19 protein-coding genes and 1 riboswitch are annotated in these 22927 nt (G+C 34.1%); of the genes, 9 read left to right on the forward strand and 10 right to left on the reverse strand.

Going from position 1 to position 22927, the window contains the following annotated elements; all coding sequences use genetic code 11:
• Positions 1 to 1290 carry a serine hydrolase domain-containing protein gene (locus FA046_RS02470; RefSeq protein ID WP_136824771.1) on the forward strand — a complete coding sequence of 430 codons (1290 nt, stop codon included), beginning with the start codon at positions 1 to 3 and terminating at the stop codon, positions 1288 to 1290.
• A gap of 109 nt (positions 1291 to 1399) precedes the next feature.
• Here FA046_RS02470 and FA046_RS02475 read toward each other — a convergent pair whose 3' ends face one another.
• Positions 1400 to 2464, reverse strand: coding sequence for a branched-chain amino acid aminotransferase (locus FA046_RS02475; protein ID WP_136824772.1), 1065 nt, complete (start codon positions 2462 to 2464; stop codon positions 1400 to 1402).
• Between the two features lie 54 nt (positions 2465 to 2518).
• Positions 2519 to 3475 (reverse strand): tryptophan 2,3-dioxygenase family protein, encoded by a 957-nt coding sequence (locus tag FA046_RS02480; RefSeq protein WP_136824773.1) that lies wholly within the window; start codon positions 3473 to 3475, stop codon positions 2519 to 2521.
• A 263-nt stretch (positions 3476 to 3738) separates the two neighbouring features.
• Positions 3739 to 3816, forward strand: a riboswitch (Fluoride riboswitch).
• Between the two features lie 28 nt (positions 3817 to 3844).
• Between FA046_RS02480 and FA046_RS02485 the strand changes: the two genes are divergently transcribed.
• On the forward strand, positions 3845 to 5218 hold the full coding sequence (locus FA046_RS02485; RefSeq protein WP_136824774.1) for a voltage-gated chloride channel family protein: 1374 nt from the start codon (positions 3845 to 3847) through the stop codon (positions 5216 to 5218).
• A gap of 111 nt (positions 5219 to 5329) precedes the next feature.
• Positions 5330 to 6046, forward strand: coding sequence for an SDR family oxidoreductase (locus FA046_RS02490; RefSeq protein WP_136824775.1), 717 nt, complete (start codon positions 5330 to 5332; stop codon positions 6044 to 6046).
• Here FA046_RS02490 and FA046_RS02495 read toward each other — a convergent pair.
• From FA046_RS02495 to FA046_RS02505, 3 genes are all read right to left on the reverse strand, one after another.
• Entirely contained in the window at positions 6043 to 6378 is a 336-nt protein-coding gene (locus FA046_RS02495) for a helix-turn-helix domain-containing protein (RefSeq protein WP_205943591.1), read from the reverse strand. The genes FA046_RS02490 and FA046_RS02495 overlap by 4 nt on opposite strands.
• Positions 6379 to 6578: 200 nt before the next feature.
• Entirely contained in the window at positions 6579 to 7871 is a 1293-nt protein-coding gene (locus FA046_RS02500; RefSeq protein WP_136824776.1) for an HAD-IB family phosphatase, read from the reverse strand.
• Between the two features lie 63 nt (positions 7872 to 7934).
• The gene (locus FA046_RS02505; RefSeq protein WP_136824777.1) at positions 7935 to 8909 is read right to left on the reverse strand and encodes an NAD-dependent epimerase/dehydratase family protein; all 975 of its coding nucleotides are present in this window, start codon (positions 8907 to 8909) and stop codon (positions 7935 to 7937) included.
• Positions 8910 to 9059: 150 nt separating this feature from the next.
• On the opposite strand from FA046_RS02505, the gene FA046_RS02510 reads away from it, so the two are divergent.
• Both FA046_RS02510 and FA046_RS02515 read left to right on the forward strand, forming a co-directional pair.
• On the forward strand, positions 9060 to 10241 hold the full coding sequence (locus FA046_RS02510) for a formimidoylglutamase (RefSeq protein ID WP_136824778.1): 1182 nt from the start codon (positions 9060 to 9062) through the stop codon (positions 10239 to 10241).
• A 1-nt stretch (position 10242) separates the two neighbouring features.
• Entirely contained in the window at positions 10243 to 11373 is a 1131-nt protein-coding gene (locus FA046_RS02515) for a TlpA disulfide reductase family protein (RefSeq protein WP_136824779.1), read from the forward strand.
• Here FA046_RS02515 and FA046_RS02520 read toward each other — a convergent pair.
• Positions 11370 to 12128, reverse strand: a complete 759-nt coding sequence (locus tag FA046_RS02520) for a hypothetical protein (protein ID WP_136824780.1) — start codon at positions 12126 to 12128, stop codon at positions 11370 to 11372. The genes FA046_RS02515 and FA046_RS02520 overlap by 4 nt on opposite strands.
• Before the next feature lie 186 nt (positions 12129 to 12314).
• A complete protein-coding gene (gene purD / locus FA046_RS02525; RefSeq protein ID WP_136824781.1) occupies positions 12315 to 13589 on the reverse strand; it encodes a phosphoribosylamine--glycine ligase in 1275 nt (424 codons plus the stop codon).
• Positions 13590 to 13736: 147 nt separating this feature from the next.
• Here purD and rlmN point away from each other — a divergent pair, with 147 nt between their 5' ends.
• Genes rlmN through FA046_RS02540 form a run of 3 tightly spaced genes read left to right on the forward strand, consistent with a single transcriptional unit; the run spans position 13737 to position 16894 of the window.
• Positions 13737 to 14786: a 23S rRNA (adenine(2503)-C(2))-methyltransferase RlmN gene (gene rlmN, locus FA046_RS02530; protein WP_136824782.1), complete on the forward strand. Its 1050-nt coding sequence runs from the start codon at positions 13737 to 13739 to the stop codon at positions 14784 to 14786.
• Positions 14787 to 14795: 9 nt separating this feature from the next.
• Complete coding sequence (locus FA046_RS02535) at positions 14796 to 15491, forward strand: ComF family protein (protein ID WP_136824783.1); 696 nt, start codon at positions 14796 to 14798, stop codon at positions 15489 to 15491.
• A gap of 23 nt (positions 15492 to 15514) precedes the next feature.
• On the forward strand, positions 15515 to 16894 hold the full coding sequence (locus FA046_RS02540) for a hypothetical protein (protein WP_136824784.1): 1380 nt from the start codon (positions 15515 to 15517) through the stop codon (positions 16892 to 16894).
• A gap of 107 nt (positions 16895 to 17001) precedes the next feature.
• Here FA046_RS02540 and FA046_RS02545 read toward each other — a convergent pair whose 3' ends face one another.
• Together FA046_RS02545 and glyA are read right to left on the reverse strand one after the other, a co-directional pair.
• Positions 17002 to 19764 (reverse strand): PAS domain-containing hybrid sensor histidine kinase/response regulator, encoded by a 2763-nt coding sequence (locus FA046_RS02545; RefSeq protein WP_136824785.1) that lies wholly within the window; start codon positions 19762 to 19764, stop codon positions 17002 to 17004.
• Between the two features lie 5 nt (positions 19765 to 19769).
• Positions 19770 to 21044 (reverse strand): serine hydroxymethyltransferase, encoded by a 1275-nt coding sequence (gene glyA, locus FA046_RS02550; RefSeq protein ID WP_136824786.1) that lies wholly within the window; start codon positions 21042 to 21044, stop codon positions 19770 to 19772.
• 130 nt (positions 21045 to 21174) lie between these two features.
• Between glyA and FA046_RS02555 the strand changes: the two genes are divergently transcribed.
• Positions 21175 to 22197 (forward strand): Gfo/Idh/MocA family protein, encoded by a 1023-nt coding sequence (locus FA046_RS02555; protein WP_136824787.1) that lies wholly within the window; start codon positions 21175 to 21177, stop codon positions 22195 to 22197.
• Here FA046_RS02555 and FA046_RS02560 read toward each other — a convergent pair.
• On the reverse strand, positions 22169 to 22912 hold the full coding sequence (locus FA046_RS02560) for a segregation and condensation protein A (protein ID WP_136824788.1): 744 nt from the start codon (positions 22910 to 22912) through the stop codon (positions 22169 to 22171). The two genes, FA046_RS02555 and FA046_RS02560, sit on opposite strands and share 29 nt — an antisense overlap.
• Between the last annotated feature and the right edge of the window lie 15 nt (positions 22913 to 22927).

Genomic DNA, 22927 nt, shown 5'->3' on the forward strand with positions numbered 1-22927 from the left:
ATGAATATAAAGTTTAGAATATTAGCCCTCGCTTTTATTGGGCTAACAGTGGTTACTGCTTGTTCAGAAAAAGTAAGTAACGGTTTAGTTGCCGCCACCAACTTAAAGAAAATTGGGGTTGATGAAAAAAATCTGGATAGGGTGGATAGCTTAATTGCCACCGGATTAGTAAACAATTGGATGGCTGGCGCAACAGCATTAATTGCTGTTGATGGGAAAGTAATTTATGATAAAGGTTTTGGATTTAGAGACCGCGAAACTAAAGCTTTAATGCGCCCTATAGACCAGTTTAGAATTGCTTCTATGACCAAGCCTATAGTTACCGCTGCAGCAATGATTTTAGTTGAACAAGGCAAATTAAAACTAACCGACCCTGTTTCTAAATACATTCCTGAGTTTAAAAATATGAAAGTATTGGCTTCTTTTAATGCAAAAGACACTACTTACACTACTGTTGACGCTAAAGAACCCATCACTATTAAAAACTTAATGACGCATACCTCTGGTGTGGGTTATGGATTTATTGATCCTAGATTGGCTTTAATTTTTGCTAAAAATGGCGTTCCAGATTTAGCTTCGTCTGATAAAATTACCATTGCTGATAAAATGAAAACTTTAGGAAAACTGCCTTTAGGCTTACAACCTAATGCCGCATTCTATTATGGTTTAAATACTGATGTTTTAGGCTATGTGATTGAAATTGCAAGTGGTAAAAACTTAGACGAATATGTAACCGAAACCATTTTAAAGCCTTTAGGAATGGAAAACACATTCTTTTTTATTCCAACGGAAAAAGCAAATAGATTATCTGTAATGTATGGCGAAACTAAAGATGGCAGGTTAGAAAGATTGCCTTTAGTTACCAAAGGCTACAATGTGAATTTCCCAATTACAGGTGCAAAAACTTATTTCTCCGGCGGATCAGGATTGTCATCTACCGTAGAAGATTATGCTAAATTTTGCCAAATGATTTTAAATGAAGGCTCTTTTGGAGGAAAACAAATTTTAAGCTACGAAACCGTAAAACAAATGACCACCAACCAAATTGGAAACCTAAACGTAGGTAAAAACAAATTTGGTTTAGGTTTTGAAATTGCCACCAAAGAAGGATTAGCAAATGGAGCCAAAATTGGTAAATTAAGTTGGGGCGGCGCTTTTAATACTACTTTTTGGATTGACCCAAGTAGAGGATCAATTGCCATATTAATGACTCAGGTTTACCCCGCTGTTCATAAAAAAGAATTATTCAGTCAGTTTGAAAAATTGGTGAATGAGGCTTTGGATAGATAGGTTTGGGATGAAAGAGGAAAGAGCAAGTAATAAAGACATTTCAATATCAACCAAAAAGAGCCAAGACGTAACATCTTGGCTCTTTGTTCTTTAATCCTTTATCTAAAATCTAAACTACAAAATTCCAGCCTTTTACATCTTCTACTCGGCCGTATTTAATATCATCTAAAGCTTTTCTCATTTTTACAGCAAATACGCTTTCAGATGGATTTGGCAAAGTATAAGTTTTCCCTTCATGTACAATCTCTGCAACTTGGGCAATGGTCGCGGCTGTTCCAGCACCAAAAGCATCTGTACAGGCTCCATTTGCAATGGCTTCTAAAACCTCTTTAACAGAAACCCTACGCTCTTCCACTTCCATTCCAAAATCTTTAGCTAATTGGATAATGCTTTCCCTAGTTACTCCATTTAAAATGGTATCTCTGGTAGATGGAGTAACTAATTTGCCATCAATTACAAACATCACGTTTGCCGCACCCATTTCTTCTACATATTCATGGGTTTTAGCATCTGTCCAAATTAATTGGTCGAAACCCTGTTCCATCGCTTTCTTTGCAGGCAGCATAGAACCACCGTAATTTCCGGCTGCTTTAGCAAAACCAAAACCACCTTCACTAGCTCTGGTATATTCAGTTTCTATTTTCACCTTCAAGTTTTTAGAAAAATACGGACCAGTTGGACCTAATAAAACCATAAACTTATAAGTACTTGATGGCGCAACACCCAAATATGGGTCGGTTGCAAACATAAACGGTCTAATGTAAAGCGTATAGTTTTCTTTGGTTGGCACCCAATTTCTATCCATATCAACAATTGCCGCTATACTTTGAATAAAAAATTCTTCTGGCAATGCGGGCATACACAATCTCTCTGCAGATTTATTGAAACGAGCAGCGTTTTTCTCTGGCCTAAAAACAGAAATCTTTCCATCAGCATGTTTGTAAGCCTTTAAGCCTTCAAAAAAAGCCTGGCCGTAATGTAAAGCAGAAATAGCTGGACTCAAACCAATATCGCCGAAAGGCAAAATTTCAAAATTTTTCCACTCGCCATCTGCATAATCAGCAGTTAACATGTGGTCAGAAAATGTTTTACCAAACGGTAGATTATCAAAATCTACCCCTGCTAATTTAGAACTTGTTGCCTTTGTTACTTTGATATTTAATGTCTCGGTCATGTGATTGGTCTCCTTTTTCAAGTCTCGCAATTTAGCAAATTGTTTATTGATTTCTTATTTAGAACTATGTAATACTTCGTTTACCCACGTTTTTCCCCATTCTTCTGTTTCTAATTCAGACCATAAAGCCGGGTAAAATATCCGCTTTTGAAAACGCGGAGGCAAATATTTTTGCCAATTGGTTCCTCCGGTTGCTTTAATCTCTTCTGGTTCTCGGTTTAAATACCGCACTGCCGATTTATAATGCACCAAAGGCCAGTTCACATTTACCAAAACATCAAACCTTCTCAATAAATTCTCTGCTTCTGTTAAATCAATTTCTTTTGCTATAAGCTGCAAATAACATTGCCACAAATTGCTTTGCTTTACCTTGTTTGCTAATGAAATAAATCCTTCGGCATACTTCTTTTCAAACTGTTTTAAAGTCAATGTTTGCTTTCCAGTAGAAAGTTCTGTCGCACCAAATTTCCAATAAATTTGCTCAAATTGCTTTTCCACCAATTCATTTCTCAAAACCTCTCTTTGGTCTTTAGCCACCAGATTAATAAAATCTGTCGCATAAATTTCAATCATTCTATACTGCCCACTCTGAAAACCACTCGCCGGTAATAAAGACATCCTGAACTGCAAAAACTGCTCTTTTTCCATCCCTTCCACCATAATTCCGAAAGACTGAGTTAAGGCTTCGAAGTAATTAATCATCCGCTTTAAGCGAGTGCAAAAAAAAGATGCATCCAAATTTTGATGCTCTGCCAACTGTTCGCACTCATGCAAAACCAATTTAAAGTACAACTCGGTAATTTGATGGTACATTATAAAAATTTCCTCATCAGGGAAAGGCGTTTTGGGTGTTTGCAAGCTCAACAAAGTATCTAAATGGATATAATCCCAATAGGTCAAATAATCAGCGTAAAGCAACCCATCTAAATAAGACGACATATCTTGCCCCATTGCCTCATATTTCTGCTGCAATTTCTCTAATCTATCCTTAATTTCTGGAGTGATTTCCATTTTTTGAGATCCTTTAATAATTCATCCAATGCACCAAATTTTTCATTTAGGCACATCAAAATAACATATAAAATTAGGCATTATAAAAGATAAAATAAGGAGGGCGCATGCTGAAAAAGCACTAGGCTATTTGTTCATACTGCACCGGGCATTAGCCACAACCCAATGCTCAAAAAACCCAACGCTTTGCCGGTATCCACGCCTATCCCTTACGCAAAAACCTATATGATGGCAAAAGAAAAAAATAGATATATTTGAAGCATCAAGCAAAGGGTAATGGTGTTCTACCCATTTGAACCGACCAAAATATTTCATTTTGGTATGATGACGCCTACCGATAAAATATATTTTTAATTTTTATTTGTAGGAATGTTCGAAAAAACCATCAAATCAGCTCATTTTTTAATCATCAGGTATTTCTTTAAGTGGTTTTTTTTAACCTTTCCGGTAGCCATTACAATTGGCAGTATGGTAGCCTTTTTTCTTTGGTTACTTAACGCAGCTATATTTTATCGCTTTGCGCAACCTTGGTTACTTTATCTTTTACCATTGGTTGGGGTAGCTATTCATTTTTTATATAAATTATTGGGTAAATCATCTGAAAAAGGGAATAACCTCATCATAGATGAAATTCACGAACCAGGCGCTGGCATTCCAGCCCGAATGGGTCCTTTAGTATTATTAACAACGGTATTGACCCATCTTTTTGGCGGTTCGGCAGGCCGAGAGGGTACAGCCGTTCAAATTGGAGGTAGCATAGCCCAACTTTTTGCAAAATGGTTTAAACTGAATGAAAAAGAAGTAAAAACCTTATTAATGGCCGGAGTAGCAGCAGGTTTTGGAGCTGTTTTTGGAACTCCTCTAACCGGAGCTATATTTGCTATTGAAGTTATTGCCTTGGGTAAATTACAATACAATGCCATTATTCCTTGTTTAATTGCCAGTATCATCAGTGATTTTACGGTTAACATTTGGGGCATTCAACACACCGTTTACCATCTAGATTTTGTGCAAAGCAAAGATTTTTTCTTATCCGCTTATTTACATTGGGATGTCTTATTGATGGCTAAAATTATTGGCGCTTCAGTTGCTTTTGGTTTAGCCAGTTATTTATTTGCAACCTTAGTACATAATGTTAAAAATATAGGCTTAAGCATTTTTAAAACTACTTGGTTAATTCCATTAACAGGTGGAATCATTATCATATTGCTTTACTGGCTGGTAGGCAAACCAGATTACTTGAGTTTAGGTGTTAACGCCGAATATCCTACAGCGGTAACCATTTTATCTGCCTTTAACCAAGGTGGTGCCGATGCCATGAGTTGGCTTTGGAAAACTATTTTTACCGCCGTTACCTTAGGCACAGGCTTTAAAGGCGGCGAAGTTACTCCGCTATTTTACATTGGGGCAACCTTAGGAAACAGCTTAGCCACTTTATTAAATGCACCAGTAAGTTTATTTGCTGCATTGGGTTTTATTGCTGTTTTTGCTGGCGCCACCAATACGCCTTTGGCCTGCACCATTATGGGTGTTGAATTGTTTGGCGGCGAATATATTTTGTTTTTTGCCATCGCTTGTTTTACCGCTTACTTTTTTAGCGGACATTCTGGTATTTACAGTTCGCAACGTATTGCTATTCCTAAATTATTTGAAACCGATTTTTCTGAAGGTGATACTTTGAAAGAAGTGCAGGAAAGAAGGAGGGGTTATTTTGGGAAGAAGTTGGGGAAGTATAGGGTTTAGCTTCTTATCATCCTGAATTCATTTCAACACCTATTTAAATTCTATAGTCTTCAACTTTCATCCAATTTGGCAAGAAAGTTGACACCTTGTTGTTTTATAAAACAATTTATCATGCAAAATTTAGTTAATAAAGTAGCGCTCATTACTGGCGCAAGCAAAGGAATAGGATACGGTATTGCAGAGGCATTAGTAAAACAAGGAATAAAAGTAGCTATTACCAGTCGCTCTCAAGAAAGTGCAGATGAAGCCGCTAAAAAATTAAGCAGTTTAGATGGCGAAGTTTTAGCCATTGCTGCTGATGTAAAAGATTATGAATCTCAACAAAAAGCAGTAGAACAAATTATTGCCAAATGGGGACAAATAGATTTCTTGATTGCCAATGCTGGCGTTGGGCATTTTGCACCTATTGATGAAATAGACATTAAAGACTGGAATGATACCATAGACACCAATTTAACCGGTGTGTTTTACAGCGTAAAAGCGGCTATACCGGCATTAAAAAATTCGGAAGGTTATATTATTACCATTTCTAGTTTGGCAGGAACCAATTTCTTTCCAGAAGCTTCAGCTTACAATGCCAGTAAATTTGGTTTAACAGGTTTTTCACAAGCTATTATGCTAGATTTAAGAAAGTATGGCATTAAAGTAACTACCATTATGCCGGGTTCTGTAGCCACTCATTTTAACGAACACGAACCAGATCAAAATGCAGATGCTTGGAAAATTCAACCCGAAGATATTGGACAAATGGTTTCTGATTTACTACACATGAACCCAAGAGTTTTACCAAGTAAAATTGAAGTAAGGCCTACTAAGACCTCTAATTAACTGGTTTTTAATTGATACTCTTTTAAAAGATATTCAGCCGGAATTTTTAAAAGCTGGCTGAACTTTCTAATCATGCTCAGAGAAAGCGATTGTTTGTAGTTTAAAACTTTACTCACTGTTCCTTTATCTCCATAAACCTGAGCTAAATCAGCAGATTTGTAGCCAAAGTCTTCCATTCTAATTTTGATCATCTCTATGGGATCAACATCTGGCAAAATAGTGGTCCTCTCTTCGTAATTCGAAATCAAATGAACAAGCAAAAGTTTCTCTTTATGCTCTTGAGTTCCTTTTAGCGCAGATTTAATGGCTTCATATCTGGCAATTGCTTCCAAATATTCTTGCTATGTTTCTATTATAAACCAATTTGACTTTTTCATTTTTTATGGTTTAAAGTTAATTGCAAAAACCCAAGTAAAATAAACCGGATTGGCAGCGGTATGCCACTTTTTCTGTGGCATTTAGCAGAAAGCCGGACTAGCGGAAGCTATGAAATACAGGTATTGCTTTTCTAAAAAATAATAGCTTAAAAGATTTAATACAATACCCTAAACTTAATGGTATTCTCAATCTTCCTCAACTCTTTTAGCAAAGTTTTATCGTAAGTGGTGTCAATATCTGTAATTACGTAGCCAATTTTTGGGTTGGTCATTAAAAACTGCGCTACAATGTTAATTTCATGTTTAGCCAGCACTTTGGTAATTTTAGACATAATGCCGGGAACGTTTTTATGGATATGGACCAAACGGTGTGATTCGGCAATTTTTGGAAGTTGTAAATTAGGGAAGTTTGCGCTTCGGTGGGTTGTTCCGGTATTGATAAAATCGGCCATACGGCGAGCAATTAGGGTTTTATTTGCTGTACTACTGTTTGAACTATCAAAAACTACAATGCCCATTTCGGTACAAAGGTTTAAATTGATTTTTTCTTTAGCGCTCCCTATAAATCCCAAAGTCTTCAATTTCACAGCATTTTTAAGCTGCTCATTGCTAATTAACTCGCCATTTCCTAAAAGCAACATGCCCACATCTTTCACATATTTTTCTTCGAAAGTGTCTTTATGGCGGATAGAAAAGCCGTCTTTCTTTAATAATTCGATGCTTTCTTGAGGTACATCACCAACCAAAAGACAAAGAATTCTGTTTTTAGGATAAGAAATGGCTCGTGGTAAATCACTTACATATAAAAACTCGTCGAAACTTGGTGCCACATGATCTGCTTTTTCGGCAACGGTTTTTCTTTCAATATTTTCTGTAAAAGCAAAAAACTTCTTAATCATTCCAAATTCTTTGAGTTGGAAATCAGAATGACCATCTCCAATGCCATAAATATCTCCTTTTAAGGCCATTTGTTTCAATAACTTTACTTTTCCGTTTTCTTGAGATAATGGGTTTTCAGCATCGTAACCTATAATTTGATCATCGGCATCAAACACAAAAGTATTGGCATAAATATTTTTCTTTTTGATGTAATAAGGGGAAACTACGGGCGTAATAAATTCTTTAAAACCACCAGAAACAATCAAAACTTCATCGGCGTGTTTTTTGAAAAACAATTTGTTTCTATGAAAAGAAGCGGATACTTTTTTCTTTAAATGCTTTATCAGTTGAGTTAAATGGCTCTTATTGGCGTTTAACAATTTCACTCGTCCTTCTAAACTTTCTGAAAAAGAAAGCTTGCCTTCCATGGCTAAATTGGTTAAATCTTCTATTTTTTGATAGATGATTTCTCTATCTGGATGATGTTTTAAAGAAATTCGAGCTAACTCGTCTAAGGCTTCTACCTGGGTAAAAGTACTATCGAAATCTATGATAAAGTATGGCTTCAAAGCAATTTTTTTATTCCGCAAAAATGCAGAAATGATTTCTAAAAAGCTAAAAATTTATAGGTTTTAGCTAATTTTTAGACTATTTACGATTTTGGTAATGCTTTGGCTAATGGGGATAAACTCTAAATTTAATTGCTTTTTAATTTTGGCATTATTAAACTCCCGAATGGTAGATGCACTTTTTGAAGTAGATTTTGTTAATCCTCCTTTGGCATTGGTGATTGCATTTTTTATCGCATTTGCTCGCCAAACTAAAGCCAACATCCAAGGTTTTGCCTCTTTTGTGGGAACAGGAAGATGAAAAGCCTGAGCAATTTCGGTAAATAAGTTTTTATAAGAATAGTTTTCGGCATTGATGATGAAACGCTCATTGCTTACCTCGCTTTCCATCAATAAAATCATCGCTTTTGCTACATCTTTAACGTCAACAAAGCCGCCTGCACCACGGGTATAATATTTGATCCCACTTTTTACGGTTTCAAAAAGAGCTCCGCTTCCTGCTGTTCCTGCATCCTCCCCAATAATGATAGATGGATTAACAATTACGGCATTTAAACCTTCATTAATTCCTCGCCAAACTTCCATCTCAGCTCTATATTTAGAAACTGAATAGGCATCATGAGATTCAAAACCTTCCCAAAATATTTTTTCGTCAATTAACTCGCCTTCTTTAGCCTCGCCTAAAGCAGCAATAGAGCTTACATGAACTAACTTTTTAACAGAATGGCTTAAGCATAAATTTACAATATTGGCCGTTCCTTCTGCATTTATAGCTAACATTTTTTGCTTTAACGATGGATCAAAAGAGACCAAAGCCGCACAATGATAAACTTTAGAAATACCTTCAAAGGCATCATCCAAATCCGAATAATCTAAAATATCGGCAATAAGCCATTCTATTTTATCATTAAAAGGAATAAGCTTTTGTGGAATTGCTGAATTTGCCCTTTTAATACATTTAATTTGAGTTTCTTTTTGTAAAAGTTGAACTACCAACTCTGCACCTAAAAACCCTGTTGCGCCTGTAACTAAAATCATGCTGTTAAAATTTGATCCGCAAAATTCACTGAGGAATTACAAAGCTAAAAGAAAAAAGTCTTAAAAATATTTGCACTCTGCCAGTAAAAAATGATTCTGAACACCTCAATTTAATTTAAAAAATAGATATTTGGGAGAATTGTTTTTCTTATGTCTTTATCTGATTTTTTTTCTCCTGTAAACGTTTCTAAATTCACTCCAAAAGAGGGGTATTATTCTAGCCATTTAGGTTCGAAAATAGCTATTCATGAAACGTCTTTTCCTGATTTGGAAGAAGAAAAATATGATGTTGCCATTATTGGGATTTTAGATGACAGAGGTGCGGTAAATAACCAAGGTTGTGCCTTAGGACCAGATTATATCAGAGAAAAATTATATGCCTTAAATGAAGGCGCTTACAAAGCAAAAATTGTTGATTTAGGGAATATCAAAGCCGGAGAAAAAATTTCTGACACTTATATTGCTTTAAAAATGGTGGTGAATGAGCTCATTAAGAATGAGATTTTTCCCGTTATTTTAGGTGGTGGGCAGGATTTAACCTACGCCCAATACATGGCTTATGAAGAATTAGAGCAAAAAGTAGATTTAGTAATTATAGATTCTCAGTTTGATTTAGATGAATCTGAAGATGATTCTGTGGCAACTAATTCTATTTCTTACCTCAATAAAATTTTCTTGCATCAACCCAATTACCTATTCAATTTTAGCAATTTGGGTTACCAAACCTATTTTGTAAATCAGGATAGTTTGCGGGTAATGGATAAACTTTTTTTTGACGCTCAACGTTTAGGAGAAATTAGTGGCGCTATGCATATTGCAGAGCCTGTGATTAGAAATGCTGATATGATTAGCTTTGATATATCTAGCATTAGAGCTTCTGATGCTATGGCTAATGCCAACGCCGGCCCAAACGGTTTTTATGGCGAAGAAGCTTGTCAGCTTTGCCGCTATGCGGGTTTTAGCGATAAATTAAGTTCTATTGGTTTTTATGAATTTAATCCGGCTTATGATCAAAACGGACAAACCGCAATGTTGGTAGCCCAAATGATTTGGTGCTTTTTAGATGGCTTTTACAACAGAAAGAAAGATATTCCGTTAAAGCCAAAAACAGATTACGTAATTTATAAAACCAGCTTAAAGGAAGATGCACATGAGCTAATTTTCATCAAAAGCAAAAAAACAGATCGTTGGTGGATGCAGGTTCCTTATCCAACTTTAGGCTCTAAAAACGAACGCTTTCATTTAGTGCCTTGCTTGTATGAAGATTATCAATTGGCAGTGTCTGGAGAAATGCCCGATTTATGGTGGCGAACCTATCAAAAATTAAACTAAAATGAAACGATTTATATTTTCTATCATCCTGCAAATTCCTTTATTGGTTTTTGCGCAAAGCACTTTTAGCCTTAAAGGCGAGATTAAAAATTTAAAGGCGAATAAAAATATTTACCTTATTCATCTTGCTAATCAGCAAGAAAAATTAGATTCTGCCAAAATAATTAATGGAAAATTTGAGTTTAAAATAGGATTAGCTTCACCTGCTGTAGCCATTTTATTATTAGACCATAGCGGCAAAGATTTGCAAGACAAGCAAAGCCCTAAAGATATTTATCGGTTTTTTATTGAACCCGGCGAAGCTACTTTAACAGCTTCAGATTCTGTAGCTAAATCTATGGTTTCGGGCTTAAACATTTTTAAAGATAATGCCGCTTTTATTAATGCAACCCAACCTATAGAACAAAAATTAATGGCTATAAACGATGAGTTTGGAGCTTTATCACCAGAAAAAAGGAATAAACAAGAAATTGCCCAAGGCTTTCAAGACAGATATTTGGCTTTGATAGAAGATAGGAAGAAATCCATTGCAGACTTTATCACTTCCAAACCAAATTCTTATATCAGTTTATATGCTTTAAATGCGGATTTAGCCACCGAAGATATGAATGTTGATATGGTTGAAAGTACTTACCAAAAACTTTCTGATGAGCTGAAGAAAGATATTTTAGCACAATCTGTTTTAGAAAGACTCTCCTTAGCAAAAAGAACTGCCATTGGTGTGAATGCAGTAGATTTTGAAGAAAAAACTGCCGAACAAATTGCGATTAAGCTTTCTAGCTTCAAAGGACAATATGTTTTAATTGATTTTTGGGCGTCGTGGTGTGGCCCATGCCGACAAGAAAACCCTAATGTGGTCAATGCCTATGAAACGTTTAAGGACAAAAACTTCACTATTTTAGGTGTTTCAATAGATCAACGAGAAGACCTTTGGACAAAAGCGGTAAAAGCAGATGGTTTAGTTTGGACTCAGCTTTTAGATAGAACTAATAATATTGCCCAACTTTATGGTGTAAATTCTATTCCTAAAAACTTTTTAATAGATCCAACGGGGAAAATCATTGCAAAAAACTTAAGAGGTCCGGCTTTGCTTGATAAACTGAATGAGGTTTTGAATAAAAAGAAATTTTAAAGTTTCATTAAAAACCCAATTAGGGCAAAAATTATTCCGGCTATAGAAATTAAGTAGGCCATTTTTCCAAATATCAAACCTAAAATTACACCCATTACACCTAATACTAAACCGGCTAATAAAAAATTATTGCCTCTTTTAGCATTTGTCATGGGTTCAAAACTTTTTGTACTACTGCTATCTTCTATAATAGGTTCTCTTTGAAACGATGGAGAAGAATCTTTTGAAACAACCTGATTTGTAGGTTTTTCGGTTGTCTTGTTTGCTATCGGTTCAGCTAAAACTTTTTTTTTAGCTGGTTCTTTAATCACTTTTTTATCCTTTACAGGAATTTTAAGTGCTCCGTTTAATTTATCGGCTGAGGTATCTTGTACTTCTTTAGCTTTTACAACAGGTTTTTCTTTTTCTACTTTTACTTCGGGCTGTAAAGCTTTTACAGGTGTAGTTTTGATTGGGGCATCTGATTTCTTTTTACCACTTTTTTTGACGGTAACTTTGGGTTTTACTACTTCAACAGGAGCTGTTGGTTGTGCTGAAATATAAGCTTCCGGACTTTCAAAATAAACCCTTTTTTCTTTTTCTTTAAGATCTAAAGTTAAATCTACCTGCCTTACCCCTTTTTGATATGGCGTACTTTTACTGGCTGAAATAAGTTTATCGGGATTAATATTAACCCATTCAAAATTCTGACGACAAGCCGAAAATATGAGCAAAACAAATAAACTTACACTATATTTTTTTAAAGTAACCATCATTTTTGTAATCAAATATGAAAGTATGAAACACCAAAAACCATGCAAAAACAAAGTAAATTATGGTGATATGGGCTTAAAATTGGCTGTAAAGCATTTCAATCTAACTATAAATTTAAGGAAGATTTTTTAAATTATTTCTCAAACACTAAAAAGAGTAGAATTTAAAGAAAAATTTTGCCCAAATTTCTACAACAAATCAAAACCTATGTCTTTTCTAAAGTTGGCGCCGTCAAAATAAACTCTTCCAGCATCTGCGGTGGCTTGTTGTAAAGCATCAAACATATTGTCTTGCAGGCTAGTAATGGCTAAAACCCTACCGCCATTGCTCTTTATAATTCCGTTTTCTAATTCGGTACCGGCATGAAAAACCAAACTTTCTTTAATGTTTTCTAAACCTGTAATGCTTTTTCCGTTAATATATTCTCCGGGATAACCGGCAGATACAATCACAATTGTTGCAGCAGTTTTATCAGAAATTTTCAACTTATAATTAGCTACTGTTTCATTTGCTACAGCTTGCAAAAGCTCCACAAAATCACTTTCCAATCGTGGTAAAACGCTTTCCGTTTCAGGGTCACCCATTCGGCAATTATATTCTATCACCTGCGGCTCTCCATTAGTGTTCATCAAACCAATAAAAATAAATCCTTTATAATGAATATTCTCAGCTTGTAGCCCTTTTATGGTTGGAATTACCACTCGCTCTTCTACTTTCTTTAAAAAAGCAGCATCGGCAAATGGAACCGGCGAAACCGAACCCATACCGCCGGTATTTAAACCTGTATCTCCTTCACCAATTCTTTTATAATCTTTTGCAGAAGGCAAAATCACATAGCCTTTACCATCACTCACCACAAAAACAGAAAGCTCAATACCAGTTAAAAACTCCTCAATTACCACTTTTTCACTTGCAGCACCAAATTTAGATTCGGCTAACATTAAACGTAATTCTTCTTGCGCTTCTTCTAAAGTAGTACAAATCAAAACTCCTTTTCCGGCAGCTAATCCATCGGCTTTTAAAACTACAGGCATAGGATGATGCTTTAAATAAGTTAATCCCTCACGCAAAGTTTCTACTGTAAAAGTGTGTGATGCGGCAGTAGGGATTTTATATTTCTCCATAAAAACCTTCGAAAAATCTTTGCTTCCCTCTAATTGAGCTCCATCTTTTTTAGGTCCAATTACCGGAATATTTTTCAAAGCTTCATCAGCCAAAAAATAATCATGAATACCTTTTACTAAAGGTTCTTCGGGCCCAACTAGCACCAAACCTATTTTTTTACTCAGCACAAATGCTTTAATCCCATCAAAATCGGTCACTTTAAGTGCTACATTTTTTCCGTAAGCACCAGTTCCTGCATTACCAGGAGCAATAAACAATTCGTTACATAAAGGACTTTGAGCTATTTTCCAGGCGAAGGTACTTTCTCTACCGCCAGAACCGAGGATTAGAATATTCATGCCCCAAAAATAGAACATCTCTTTAATATGAGCGGTTTAAATATGAAATAAGCTGTTTCTTTTTTCGAAAAGCAATTTCCTAAGGTTTTTGGGGCCTATTCTCATTCGCTTTTTTGTGCTTTTAAAATGTTAATTTTGCAGATAATAATGGAACAGATTCAAAAAAAGGATATTAGGGCTTTAAGTTTGCCTGAGCTGCGAGAGGTTTTTGTGCAAATGGGCGAAAAGGCTTTTAGGGCAAACCAAGTTTACGAATGGTTATGGCAAAAAGCGGCTTATAACTTTGAAGAGATGAGTAACTTATCTAAGGAACTAAGAGAAAAATTGAATTTGAATTTTAGTATTAACGCTGCTAAAATTAACAGTTCGCAGTTTAGCGCTGATAGAACTATTAAAAACACCTTTAAATTGCATGATACCCATTTAATTGAAGGAGTTTTGATTCCTACATCAGAAAGAATGACGGCTTGTGTATCTTCTCAGGTAGGATGCAGTTTAACCTGTAAATTTTGCGCTACTGGCTATATGGACAGAAAACGTAATTTAAATGCCGATGAGATTTTTGATCAGGTGGTTTTAATTAATAAACAAGCACTAGAAAATTACAACATTCCGCTTTCTAATATTGTTTATATGGGCATGGGTGAGCCTTTGCTTAATTACAGTAATGTGCTAAAATCTATTGACAGGATTACGGCTGAAGATGGCTTAAACATGTCTTACAAAAGGATTACTGTTTCTACTGCTGGTATTGCAAAAATGATTAAGAAACTAGGTGATGATGGCGTAAAATTTAATTTAGCACTTTCTTTACATGCTGCAAATGATGATAAGCGTAATGAAATTATGCCCATAAATGAGCAAAATACTTTAAGTGCTTTGGCCGAAGCCTTGAAATATTACTTTGCTAAAACTAAAAACCCTGTCACCTATGAATACATCATTTTTAAAGATTTTAACGATGGTATAGAAGACGCTATGGATTTGGCTAAATTTTGTAAACATGTACCTTGTAAAGTAAATATTATAGAATACAACCCTATTTCTTTTGCTGATTTTGTAAATGCAGATGAAGACAAAACGGAAATATTTGCTAATTATCTTAAAAAACAAGGCATCAACACCAATATAAGAAGAAGTAGAGGAAAAGATATTGATGCTGCTTGTGGGCAGTTAGCGGTTAAAGAAACCCAATAACCTATTTGCATGAATGTGATTACAGGTTACCTAAAAGATTTTGCATCGCTTATTTTCCCAGAGCTTTGTCAAGCTTGTGGAGATTCTTTAGTAAACACCGAAAAGCATTTTTGTACCACCTGCATTTATCAATTACCCTATACCAATTATCATTTAGTGCCTGATAATAGATTGGCTAAACAATTTTGGGGACGAGTAAATATTAATGCAGCTACAGCGTTTTTATATTTTAACAAAGCCGGAAAGGTGCAAAACATGATGCATCAATTAAAATATAATAACCAACCACAAATTGGTGAAGAGCTAGGTAAAATGTTTGGCAAACAATTGAAAGAAACTTTTCCTTACCATTTAGCCGAAGCTATTATTCCAGTTCCTTTGCATCCTAAAAAATTAATAAAAAGAGGTTATAACCAAAGTGAAACATTTGCTAATGGTTTAGCCGAAATTTTGCAAATTCCGGTGGTTACTGATTTGCTTTTTAGAGACAAAGCGGCCGAAAGTCAGACTGCAAAATCAAGAAGTAGTAGATTTGAGAATATGAAAACGGTATTTAAAGCTTTAGATAATCAACATAGCTACAAAAGTGTATTATTAGTGGATGATACCATTACAACTGGAGCTACATTAGAAGCTTGCGCTTTTGCACTTCAAGAAATTGGAATTAAAGAAATAAATATTGTTGGGATAGCTTTCACAGAATAATTAATTAAAGCATATTTGGTGTAATGAAGAATTTTATTCTTGTATTTTCTTTTCTGATTCTTGTGATTTCTGCTTGCCGCAAGGATGAAATTATTGACGACAACCCTAATATTCAACTTCAATTCTCTACCGATTCTATTTTATTTGATACCATTTTTACCAATAGCGGTTCTACCAGTAGAGTTTTAAAGATTTTTAATTACAACAAGAACAGCATCATTATTTCTGATATTCATTTAAAAGGCGGAAGCTCATCAGCTTTTAAAATCAATATTAATGGTGTAGCCTCATCTGCGATAAGCAATTTAAAAATCCGAGGAAATGATTCGGTTTATGTTTTTGTAAAAGCTTTTATAGATCCAAACAACATTAACAGTCCTTTTATAGTAGAAGATGAAATATCTATTACTATGAATGGGAATTTAGAGAAAATTCCTTTGCAAGCTTATGGCCAAAATGCTATTTATTTAAACGGAGCTACCATTAATACTAATACCACTTTTACTAAAGATAAACCCTACATTATTTACAACTATGCAATTGTTAATCAAAATGTTACGCTACAAATAAATCCTGGGGCAAAATTATTTTTTCATAAAGGTGCTACCTTATTTGTATCGGGAAGTTTAAAGGCTAATGGAACTTTTGCTGATAGCATTACTTTTTCTAGTGATAGATTAGAAAGAATTTACGACGATGAACCTGGCCAATGGGGCGGGATTCATATTTTACGTCCGAGTTTTGATAATCAAATTAATTATGCCGCTATAAAAAATGCTTTGGTAGGTATAAGGGTTGATTCTTTGAGTAATAATGCCAATCCTAAATTGCTGTTGAGCAATTCTATTGTTAAAAACCACGAGGTTGCTGGCTTATTGGGCTATACGGCTTCTGTAATTGGGTTAAATAACTTGTTCTATAATTGCGGTCAGTTTTTAGTGATTGGCTTATACGGGGGCAATTACGCCTTTTATCAGAACACTTTAGCTAACTATAACTTTAATTTTCCACGTAAAACACCGTCTGTTTTTTTTAGCGATAATTTAAATGACAACACTACTATAACTAAAGGCCTAAGCACTATTTTTATAAATAACATTATTTACGGCAGCTTAACAAGGGAACTAGAATTTGATAAAAAAGGAACAGGTTTGTTTATTACCGATTTTCAGAATAATTTAATCAGAACAGATATCCAAACCTTAGGGAATAGTAATATATATAATCAAGATCCATTATTTATTAATACTCGAAAAGAGAATTACAAATTACCAGCTAATAGTGTTGCAGTAGGGAAGGGGAAAGATTTAACGACTAACAGCTACTTTAACAGCTATTTATCTAAAGATTTGGAACAAAATAACAGAATTTTTCCATCTGTTTTAGGCTGCTATGAAAAATAATTGTAACCTTTTGAAACCTGCAGGAGTACAAGTATTTGAGAGCGTTAATTTAGATTAGGAAAAGCGGAATTCAAATTGAATTTCGCTTTTCCCTTTTATAGGGTTTTTTACTTTTTAAGGTATTTAGCAATTTTCTCAATCAACTCATCTGGTTTAAATGGTTTAAGTTGATAATCATTCATCCCATATTTATAAATGGTATCTAAATCTTCATTCATTATAGAAGCTGTTAGCGCAATAATTGGGAGTTCTTTAAAATACACATCGTCTATTGCTCTTAATTTTTCAGTAGCTTCATAACCAGACATTTCTGGCATGTGAATATCCATTAATACCACATCAAAATCTTTTGCTTGTAATAATTCAATAGCTTTTAAACCGCTTTCGGCAGTAACTACTTCTACTTGAAATTTAGTTAATACTTTTCTTGCAAGAATTCTATTGATTTCATTATCATCAACTACTAAAACCCTTGCATTTAGCGTTTTAATAGCATTAGACTCCTCTTTAATTTCCATCTCTGTTTCTTTAAAATTATCAAATTTAAGGTCAAAATAAAATGTTGAGCCTTTTCCTAATATACTTTTGACTTTAATTTCGCCGCTATAAAGTTCTACTAATTTTTTTGTGATTGTTAAACCTAAGCCTGTACCGCCATATTTTCTTGAAGTATTAGCTGCTGCTTGAGTAAAGGATTCAAATATATCTTCAAATTTATCCTCGGGGATTCCTATTCCGGTATCGGTTATTTCAAAATGAACGAAGGTATGCTGTTTAGTAATTTTAGCGACAGCTACAGCTACTTTTACAAATCCTTTTTCAGTAAACTTTAAGGCGTTATTAATTAAATTGATTAAAATCTGATAAAGCCTCGTTTTATCACCTCTTACTAATTCGGGCAAATCTGGACTAATTATATAATTTAGTTCAATTCCTTTTTCGTTTGTTTTAAAAGCTAAAGAGTCTACAATATCTTTAATAAGATCTCTAATATTTACTCTTTTATATTCTAGTTCCATTTTTCCAATCTCCATTTTAGAAAAATCAAGAATATCATTAATAAGATTTAAAAGGTTATCAGAAGAAAACTTAAGTAAGTTGAGCGATTGTACTTGATGCTCTAATTTTTCTTCGTCTAATAAAATATTAGTTATTCCAATTACGGCATTTAAAGGTGTTCTAATTTCATGACTCATCACAGAAAGAAACATTTCCTTTGCCTTGCTTAATTGCATAGCTTGCTCTTTAGCAGCTAACAACTGTATTTCGGCTTGCTTTCTATCCGAAATATCGTTAATGATTTCAATTTCTCTTTCTATATTTCCTTGCTGATCAAGAATTGGGGTATTAGAAACAGATAACCAAACGGGTGTTCCATCCTTTTTATTAACTTTTAATTCTAAATTATATGGGATAGATTTTCTAGCTCCGTCTCGGGCTTGATTAAGCATTTTAATATCCGTTTCCTCGCCTTTAACAATATCTCCTACTCTTTTTCCTATGAGCTCTTCTAGTTGGTAACCTATCATTTTTGATAAAGCAGCGTTAATCCATTTCACTCTGCCAGTTTTATCACTTATAGAAACCCCATTCTCGGTTTTACTAGCAACTAATGAAAGTAATTCTAACTGCTCTTCTGCTTCTTTCCTTTCTGTAATATCTATAACAATTTCAATTAAGCTTTCTACTTCACCTTTAGAATCTAAAATAATAGTGTTGTAAATAGAAAGCCAAATAGGTTTTCCATCTTTTCTATAAGCCAATAATTCTACAGAAAAAGATTTTTTGTTTTGGGTTTCTATTCTTGCTTTCTCTATAATGTCAATATCGCTATTTGCACCAACTATTACATCACCTAGCTTTTGATCTTCTAAATCCTCTATGGTATATCCGGTTATTTTTGTAAAAGCATCATTTATCCATAAAACATTGTTGTTGGCACTACTAATAACCACCCCATTATTTATTTTACTTGCTACTGTTGATAATTGATTTAATTGATGTAAAGTTTCTTTATATTTTGAAATATCTCTGCCAGTAACAAACCACATTTTGTTTTTAGAGATGGCATTCCAACTAATCCATTTTATGCTTTTATTCTTATTAACTACCCTGGTTTCAACTTCAAAATGCTTAATCTTATTCCTCAAACTTTCTGTTGCGGTATTAAAAACATTCATTTTATCTTCTGATAACATGAACTCAGAAATATTTAATCCGATACAATCTTTAACATCATAACCCATAATATCAAAAACAGCCGAATTAATATTTACTATTTTTTGGTCGGCACTTAATAAGCAAATTAAATCAGGCGATGAATTAAATAAATCTGTAAATTCTTCACTTTTTAATTTACTTTTTATTTCTTGAATATCTTTTTTACGTAACTCAAGGTTATTAATTACCTGCAATCCTAAGGCATAAAATGCTTTGATTTGGCTATCTGTTAATTTTTTTGATTGTTGATCAATTACGCAAATTGTGCCAATAATTACGCCTTTTGGACTAACAAGAGGAAGGCCAGCATAATATTTAAAGTCATAATTAGCCCCTTTTAAAAGAGCTTTTGCTTTGGCATTATTGGGTACATCTTCTATTTCAAAAAAATTATTTTCAAGAACAGTAAATTGACATAAAGATTGCTCAAGAGGTATTTCTGAGGTAGGAATACCTTTGGTGTATTTAACACATTGAAGGTTTTTCTCAAAAAAAGAAATAAAAGAAATTGGACTGTTTGTGATAAAACAGGCCAATTCCAAAATGTGATCAAATTCTATATCGGAGGAAGATTCATAGTAATCATATTCTACCTTTACTGGTAGGTTAGATTTATGATAATCTAAAATAGAAAATTCCTCGGCATTCATGTTTACTATTTTTTATAAAGAGGGTGTTTAGCCATCATCTCATTTACTTTTTTACGAATTTTATCTAAATAAGGTTCGTCATCGTGATGTATTAATGCTTCGTCAATAAACTCAACAATTTTTTCCATGTGCTTCTCTTTCAAGCCTCTTGTAGTAATAGCCGCGGTTCCAACTCTTATTCCTGAGGTAACAAATGGAGATCTCTTATCAAAAGGGACCATGTTTTTATTTACAGTAATCTCTGCTTTTCCTAAAACTTCTTCGGCTAGTTTCCCAGTAATATTCTTATTGCTAAGGTCTATTAACATCAAATGATTATCTGTACCACCAGAGATTAATTTATAGTCTCTAGCTACAAAAGCTGCCGCCATAGCTTGGGCATTCTTTTTAACCTGAACAATATAGTCCATGTATTTATCACTTAAAGCTTCGCCAAAAGCGATTGCTTTTGCAGCAATAATATGCTCTAATGGCCCACCTTGTGTACCTGGAAAAACAGCTCCATCTAACAACGCCGACATCATTTTTATTTCTCCCTTTGGTGTTTTAATGCCAAAAGGATTTTCAAAATCTTTTCCCATCATAATTAAACCACCACGTGGTCCTCTTAATGTTTTGTGAGTTGTAGTTGTTACCACATGGCAGTAAGGAAGTGGATCTGCAAGTAACCCTCTGGCAATTAACCCTGAGGGGTGAGAAATATCTGCTAAAACTAATGCTCCAATTTTATCAGCAACTTCTCTAATAAATTTATAATCCCAATCTCTAGAATAGGCTGATGCTCCACAAATAATTAACTTAGGCTTCTCTCTAAGTGCAACTTCTTCTAATTGTTTATAATTAATTAAACCTGTAGCTTCTTCTACGCCGTAGAAAAAAGGCTTATATATTTTACCCGAAAAATTAACAGGCGAACCATGAGTTAAATGACCACCATGAGATAAATCAAATCCTAAAATTTTATCCCCAGGATTTAAAAGCGCTAAAAAAACTGCCGCATTTGCCTGTGCGCCAGAGTGTGGCTGCACATTAGCCCAAGCTGCGTTAAATAATTCTTTTGCTCTTTCTATTGCAATATTTTCAATTTCATCTACTACTTCACAGCCACCATAATATCTTTTCCCTGGCAATCCTTCTGCGTATTTATTGGTTAATACAGAGCCTGCTGCTTTCATAACTTGCTCGCTTACAAAGTTTTCTGAAGCAATTAGTTCAAGGCCGTTTTCTTGTCTGGCTTCTTCTTCTTCTATTAAACTGAAAATTAATTTATCCTTTTTCATTTATTTTTATTGAAAATGTATATTATTACAAATTAAACAGATACATTCAAAAAACAAGGCCTAAACCCCCGTTTTGAATGAAAGCCCTAAATTAGATATTTTGCACCATTTTTAAATATTAAAACTGTACATGAAAGAAATTAGTTTCGTTATTATAGGTGTGGGCAATATTGGCGCAAAATATTCGAGTTTACTTTCAAACTTTAGTGATACAGAATTAGTTGCCGCTGTTGACATCGATTTTAACAAACGAAAATCTATTGATAAATTGATTCCCTTTTTTACTTCTGTTGATGATTTTTTTGCTGCAAAAATTCCGGCTGATGTAGTTTGTATTTGCACCCCAAATGGCTTACACCCAAAACACACCATTGATTGCTTAAATAAGGGATATCATGTAATATGTGAAAAGCCCGTTGCTTTGCAAGCAGATGAGGTTTTTGAGATGATGCAAGCGGAGCGAAATTCTGGTAAGAAAGTTTTTGCAGTAATGCAAAACCGTTACAGCCCAGTTGCTATTTGGCTTAAAAAACTAGTTTCGCAAAAGAAATTAGGCGATCTCTTATTTCTTCAGATCAATTGTTTTTGGAATAGAAACCAACGATATTATGATGATTCTCAATGGAGAGCTTCAAAAGCCATTGGAGGAGGCCCTCTTTATTCTCAGTTTAGCCATTTTATTGATTTGATGATTTGGCTTGTTGGTGAGCCAAACCAAATTAACAGCGAATTATTTACACTAAACAAAGACATCAAAACTGAATTTAACGATAGTGGAATTATTACTTTTAATTTGGCAAATGGAGGCAAAGGAGTTTTTAATTTCACCACAGCTGCTTATCAAAACAACATAGAAAGTAGCTTGACAATTATTGGCACCAAAGGCAACGTAAAAGTTGGCGGGCAGTATATGGAAAAATTAGACTTTGTTAATATTGAGGATAAATTTGACATGCCTGTTTTTGATCAAATTACTCAAGCTAATACTTACCAATATTATAAAGGATCCGCTGATAAGCATGATGACTTCTTAAAAAAAGTGATCTACTGTTTACGCAACAACCAAGAACCTGAAATTGGCTTAGAGGATGAATTAAAAGTGATTCATTTTATTGAGCAATCGCTTACTTTTGCTGAATCCAAAAGTTATTAAATCCCAAGCCAATTTGGATGCTTAACAGTTGTTGCTGCAACATTTCTAGAACTGCCAAAAAATTATAAACAAACTGTACTTTATCTTTTGATATCTTCAAAAGATTTTTAAAATCTAATTGAGAGTTGATATTTAGAAGATTAGTAATTTGTATTTTTTGCTCTTCTATGCTGTAAGGATATTTTTCTACGGTATGTTTTACCTCTTCGGTTCTTACCATATAATTTCCCATTACTTTTTGGTAAGTCTTTAACAATTTATATAAATCAAAAGAAGAAAGATCCTCTGCTGGTTCTGTTTGGCTCATTAAATTATGAATATCTTCAGCCATATTACCTCGCTTTTCTTTATGGAAACGGGCTTCCTCAAGTAATTTAAACTCTTCAGTAACTTCCTTAAATCTTTTATATTCTAAAAGTTTTTGTACTAAATCTCTTTTTAAATCAATTTCCTTGCCTTCTTCATTAAGCTCTGGTCTAGGTAAAAGCATTTTTGCCTTTATCCGCATTAAAGTGGCTGCAACAAAAATAAATTCGCTTGCCAACTCCATATTTAATGAATTGAGTTGATGCAGGTAGCTTAAAAAATCATCAGTAATTTTTGCTATTGGGATATTATGGATATCCAATTCATCCTTTTCAATAAAAAAAAGAAGTAAATCAAACGGCCCTTCAAAAACAGGAAGCTTAACTGAAAAATCTTCATCATCTTTCATATTAAACCTATTGAA

Source organism: Pedobacter cryophilus (genome assembly GCF_005116455.1).
In the GTDB taxonomy this organism is placed as follows: domain Bacteria; phylum Bacteroidota; class Bacteroidia; order Sphingobacteriales; family Sphingobacteriaceae; genus Pseudopedobacter; species Pseudopedobacter cryophilum.

Bases quoted from the DNA above. Each gene is read 5' to 3' on its own strand.
- purD (WP_136824781.1), bottom strand. From the start codon at position 13,589: ATGAATATTCTAATCCTCGGTTCTGGCGGTAGAGAAAGTACCTTCGCC.
- FA046_RS02475 (WP_136824772.1), bottom strand. From the start codon at position 2,464: ATGACCGAGACATTAAATATCAAAGTAACAAAGGCAACAAGTTCTAAA.
- FA046_RS02545 (WP_136824785.1), bottom strand. From the start codon at position 19,764: ATGAATGCCGAGGAATTTTCTATTTTAGATTATCATAAATCTAACCTA.
- FA046_RS02520 (WP_136824780.1), bottom strand. From the start codon at position 12,128: ATGATGGTTACTTTAAAAAAATATAGTGTAAGTTTATTTGTTTTGCTC.
- rlmN (WP_136824782.1), top strand. From the start codon at position 13,737: ATGGAACAGATTCAAAAAAAGGATATTAGGGCTTTAAGTTTGCCTGAG.
- FA046_RS02510 (WP_136824778.1), top strand. From the start codon at position 9,060: ATGTCTTTATCTGATTTTTTTTCTCCTGTAAACGTTTCTAAATTCACT.
- glyA (WP_136824786.1), bottom strand. From the start codon at position 21,044: ATGAAAAAGGATAAATTAATTTTCAGTTTAATAGAAGAAGAAGAAGCC.
- FA046_RS02555 (WP_136824787.1), top strand. From the start codon at position 21,175: ATGAAAGAAATTAGTTTCGTTATTATAGGTGTGGGCAATATTGGCGCA.
- FA046_RS02480 (WP_136824773.1), bottom strand. From the start codon at position 3,475: ATGGAAATCACTCCAGAAATTAAGGATAGATTAGAGAAATTGCAGCAG.
- FA046_RS02485 (WP_136824774.1), top strand. From the start codon at position 3,845: ATGTTCGAAAAAACCATCAAATCAGCTCATTTTTTAATCATCAGGTAT.
- FA046_RS02560 (WP_136824788.1), bottom strand. From the start codon at position 22,912: ATGAAAGATGATGAAGATTTTTCAGTTAAGCTTCCTGTTTTTGAAGGG.
- FA046_RS02515 (WP_136824779.1), top strand. From the start codon at position 10,243: ATGAAACGATTTATATTTTCTATCATCCTGCAAATTCCTTTATTGGTT.
- FA046_RS02535 (WP_136824783.1), top strand. From the start codon at position 14,796: ATGAATGTGATTACAGGTTACCTAAAAGATTTTGCATCGCTTATTTTC.
- FA046_RS02470 (WP_136824771.1), top strand. From the start codon at position 1: ATGAATATAAAGTTTAGAATATTAGCCCTCGCTTTTATTGGGCTAACA.
- FA046_RS02505 (WP_136824777.1), bottom strand. From the start codon at position 8,909: ATGATTTTAGTTACAGGCGCAACAGGGTTTTTAGGTGCAGAGTTGGTA.
- FA046_RS02490 (WP_136824775.1), top strand. From the start codon at position 5,330: ATGCAAAATTTAGTTAATAAAGTAGCGCTCATTACTGGCGCAAGCAAA.
- FA046_RS02540 (WP_136824784.1), top strand. From the start codon at position 15,515: ATGAAGAATTTTATTCTTGTATTTTCTTTTCTGATTCTTGTGATTTCT.